Source organism: Oscillochloris sp. ZM17-4 (assembly GCF_019599295.1).
In the GTDB taxonomy this organism is placed as follows: domain Bacteria; phylum Chloroflexota; class Chloroflexia; order Chloroflexales; family Chloroflexaceae; genus Oscillochloris.
The window spans coordinates 1-3,172 of the sequence record NZ_JAIEWN010000068.1; the positions used below are offsets into that span (position 1 = coordinate 1).

Genomic DNA, 3,172 nt, shown 5'->3' on the forward strand with positions numbered 1-3,172 from the left:
CTGCGGTTAGCGCACGCCGCGTGACGCCAAACTGTCAAGTGCTTCTGAAACCATGTCTAAACACAAATAGCCCGCGCTGTGGCGGGCCGCAAAGGGGCCGTAGGCGGAGGCTATGGTAGAATAGTCTCGGCCCCGCTGGCGTCCCCGGCGGTGCCACAGCGCCCTCGGTGTTCCAAGCACCGGGGGCGTTGCTATTGTAGTACATTTGTAATATTTATGCAAGCATTCCTCATTGGGAAGCCTCAAACGCGATGTGCCAGTGGGGCCTGTCCGCAAAACGACAGAGGTATGAGGGGACTAAGTGGTTAGTCCTCTCGGTGCCTCCTTTCTGGGGCGATACATAAGTCCTCGGGCGGCCACAGAGGTGCAGCGGCCCGAGGCAATGGGGTAGCCGGTGCCGCGCCCAACGGCGCACAACGCGGGGTTCAACTCCCCGTAGTCCCCCCAACGCCCGTCCTCGCGACGGGCTCCATCGAGCTTGGCCAGTGCCCGCGTCCAAAGTGGGGTGGCGCCCTTGAGACACCACCCCCACTTACGTGCCGACTACGAGCCGGTCTTCAGCCGTCGCGGGCAGAGCGCACACCGCCAGCGGGGCGACAGTGCGAAGTCACGCAGCAGCCAAAGCCAGCGGATCTCCCCCTCAATGCGCTCCCGGTCCTCGCACAGGACGTATATCTCGGGCGCGAAGATGAGATTGTCCTGCGCCAAGATGGTCAGCTGGCACTCGATCTCCGCCAGCTGCGCCTCCCGGTCTTCAATGGCCCGCTCGACGCGGGCCGGCGACTGGCTCCTACAAAAACACTCCAGCATAGGTGTACTCCTCCAGAAAGGAGGACGATAGCTCGGACGGCGTCAGTAGGTTGGGCGACAACCTATTGACACATTATCGTTGTACGATAAAATGTACTTGGGTTGGTTTCGTCAAAAGCTATCGTCCTCCACTAGCGTAGGCGGTTCGGTTGCTCACCCCGACTGTGCTAACAGTCGGTCCGACGAAATCTATCGAACATCACTGGGGCGTAGGGCTGCTTCCGACAGCTCTGCGCCTTAGTCCTTTCCTCGGCCTTGGTGCTTCCTCAGTGTTTCCTCACCTCCCCTCTCTCTCGTTCGTGTTTGTGCCGTACAGGTGTGCGGTAGAGATAGATGATACTGGGCGGGTGCGAGCTGTCAAGGTTGAGAAAGTATTTACAAAAGACACAGCAATTCAGTATCCTGCTGCGGCACGCGCAGGGGTGACTGCCTCAGTAACGGCTGCTGGGACGGGTCCACTTACTGCGGCGCGGGCCCTGCGGCGGCCAGTGAAGGCCGTTCGGGCAGGGTGGCCCGGTCGCCGAACTCGTCGCCGTTGATGCTATCAACGTCGGCGGTCTCCAAGCGGTTTGGAGCTGACTGCAAAATATGCACTCTTCGGGGCGTCCCATCGCGGGGTACCCTTGTTTGGTGTGCTCGTGCGGAGCCTCAGCCGCGCGCTGTTTCACAAAGTAAGAGACATCCCATCACTACTCCGCCCCCAGAGGTACCCCAGTGGCCCGCCCAGTGAGCCGTGCGGCACCCTGGGCTCACCGGATACAAATCAAAAGGAGGTTGACCCATATGGCCAACAGGAAGCTAGAAGAAGGGGCCAGGCCCGGCGCGGGGTGCCCCGTGGGGGCACGTAACTGGGCATCAAGGCGACGGAGCTGCTCGGCCCAGTACGCTCTGGACAATTTACCCGAGCACCTGGAGCGTCTCGGGAACATCATCATGAACGCCTCGACCAAGGACGCCGGCGCAGATCCCGGCGCTGGACTTCGCCGAGGCCCTAGAGGTGGCCGGGGCGCGGCTGGGCGAGGATCTGCGCGATGAGCCGGACCTGGCCCCGGCCCACGAGCGGGCGCTGGGCGAGTGGGCGCGGGAGCGCCACGGCTCGGACTTCCTGTTTGTGACGGGCTACCCCAGCGCGACGCGGGCCTTCTACACCGCGCCGGCACCGGGGCGGCCGGGGGTATCGAACAGCTTCGACCTGCTGTTCCGCGGGCTGGAGCTGGTGAGCGGCGGGCAGCGCATGCACCGCTACGAGGACTACCTGGCGGTGCTGGGGCAGCGCGGGATGCGCGCCGAGTCGTTCGTCGGCTACCTGGAGGCATTCCGGCACGGCATGCCTCCCCACGGCGGCTTCGCGATCGGCCTGGAGCGGCTGATCGCGCGGATCTGCGAGCTGCCGAACATCCGCGAGGCGACGCTCTTCCCGCGCGACCTGCACCGGCCCACCAGTATAAACATATCGCGGGGGAGGCTACGCCTCCCCCGCCCTCCTCCGGGAAGGAGATCTATGGGGGTGATCTTCGGCCTGCTGGCGGCCCTGGGCTGGGGCAGCGGCGACTTCCTGATCAGCCGGGCGGCGCGGGCGATCGGCCCGATCCAGGCGATGCTCTACATCCAGCTGGTGGGGATCGCCGCGCTGGGCGCGCTGCTGCTGGCCCGCCGCGATCTGCCGCCCACCGAACTGCGGGCCTGGGGGCTGGGCGTGGCGGCGAACATGTTCAACCTGGGCGGGACGATGCTGCTCTACCGGGCCTTCTCGATCGGCAGCCTGTCGATCGTCTCGCCGATCGCGGCCAGCTTCGCCGTGGTCACCATCCCGCTGGCCCTGCTGGGCGGCGAGCGGCCGGGGGCGCTGGCCCTGGCCGGCGCGGCGCTGGTGGTGGGCGGGGTGGTCGTCGTCTCGCGCGGGCACGGCGGGGAGGGCGGCCCGCCGCGCGGGGTGCCCGAGGCGATCGGGGCGGCCTGCTGCATCGGGCTCTACTTCTGGTCGGTCGGCTTCGCCACGCCGCTGCTGGGCACGGTCTGGCCGGTGCTGCTCGGCCGGGCGATCGCGCTGCTGGCGGCCCTGGGGGTCATGCTGGCGCGCGGGGGGCGGCCGGCGCCGGTGCCGGCGGGGCTCTGGCCGACGCTGATCGCCGCCTCGCTACTCGACACGGCGGCCTTTATCTTCTACAACATCGGCATCTCCAGCGGCTATGTGAGCGTGGTCAGCGCCCTGGCCTCGATCTTCAGCGCGGTGACGGTGCTGATGGCCTGGGTCTTCCTGCGCGAGCGGCTGCGCGTCGTGCAGTGGGCCGGGGTGGCCGGGCTGATCGTGGGGGTGTTTCTGGCGAGCGTTGGGGCGTAGCAGCGCGGCGAGCGTTGGGGC

The 3,172-nt window shown here is 66.6% G+C and carries 2 protein-coding genes and 1 pseudogene; 2 read left to right on the forward strand and 1 reads right to left on the reverse strand.

Features of this window, described 5'->3' with window-relative positions; all coding sequences use genetic code 11:
• Window positions 1-543: 543 nt before the first annotated feature.
• On the reverse strand, window positions 544-810 hold the full coding sequence (locus K2Z83_RS25880; protein ID WP_220598061.1) for a hypothetical protein: 267 nt from the start codon (window positions 808-810) through the stop codon (window positions 544-546).
• A gap of 946 nt (window positions 811-1,756) precedes the next feature.
• On the opposite strand from K2Z83_RS25880, the pseudogene K2Z83_RS30230 reads away from it, so the two are divergent.
• Both K2Z83_RS30230 and K2Z83_RS30235 read left to right on the forward strand, forming a co-directional pair.
• A pseudogene (locus tag K2Z83_RS30230) lies at window positions 1,757-2,251 on the forward strand (amino acid--tRNA ligase-related protein); the annotation flags it as partial.
• Window positions 2,252-2,311: 60 nt separating this feature from the next.
• On the forward strand, window positions 2,312-3,151 hold the full coding sequence (locus tag K2Z83_RS30235) for a DMT family transporter (RefSeq protein WP_220598073.1): 840 nt from the start codon (window positions 2,312-2,314) through the stop codon (window positions 3,149-3,151).
• The last annotated feature ends 21 nt before the right edge of the window (window positions 3,152-3,172 follow it).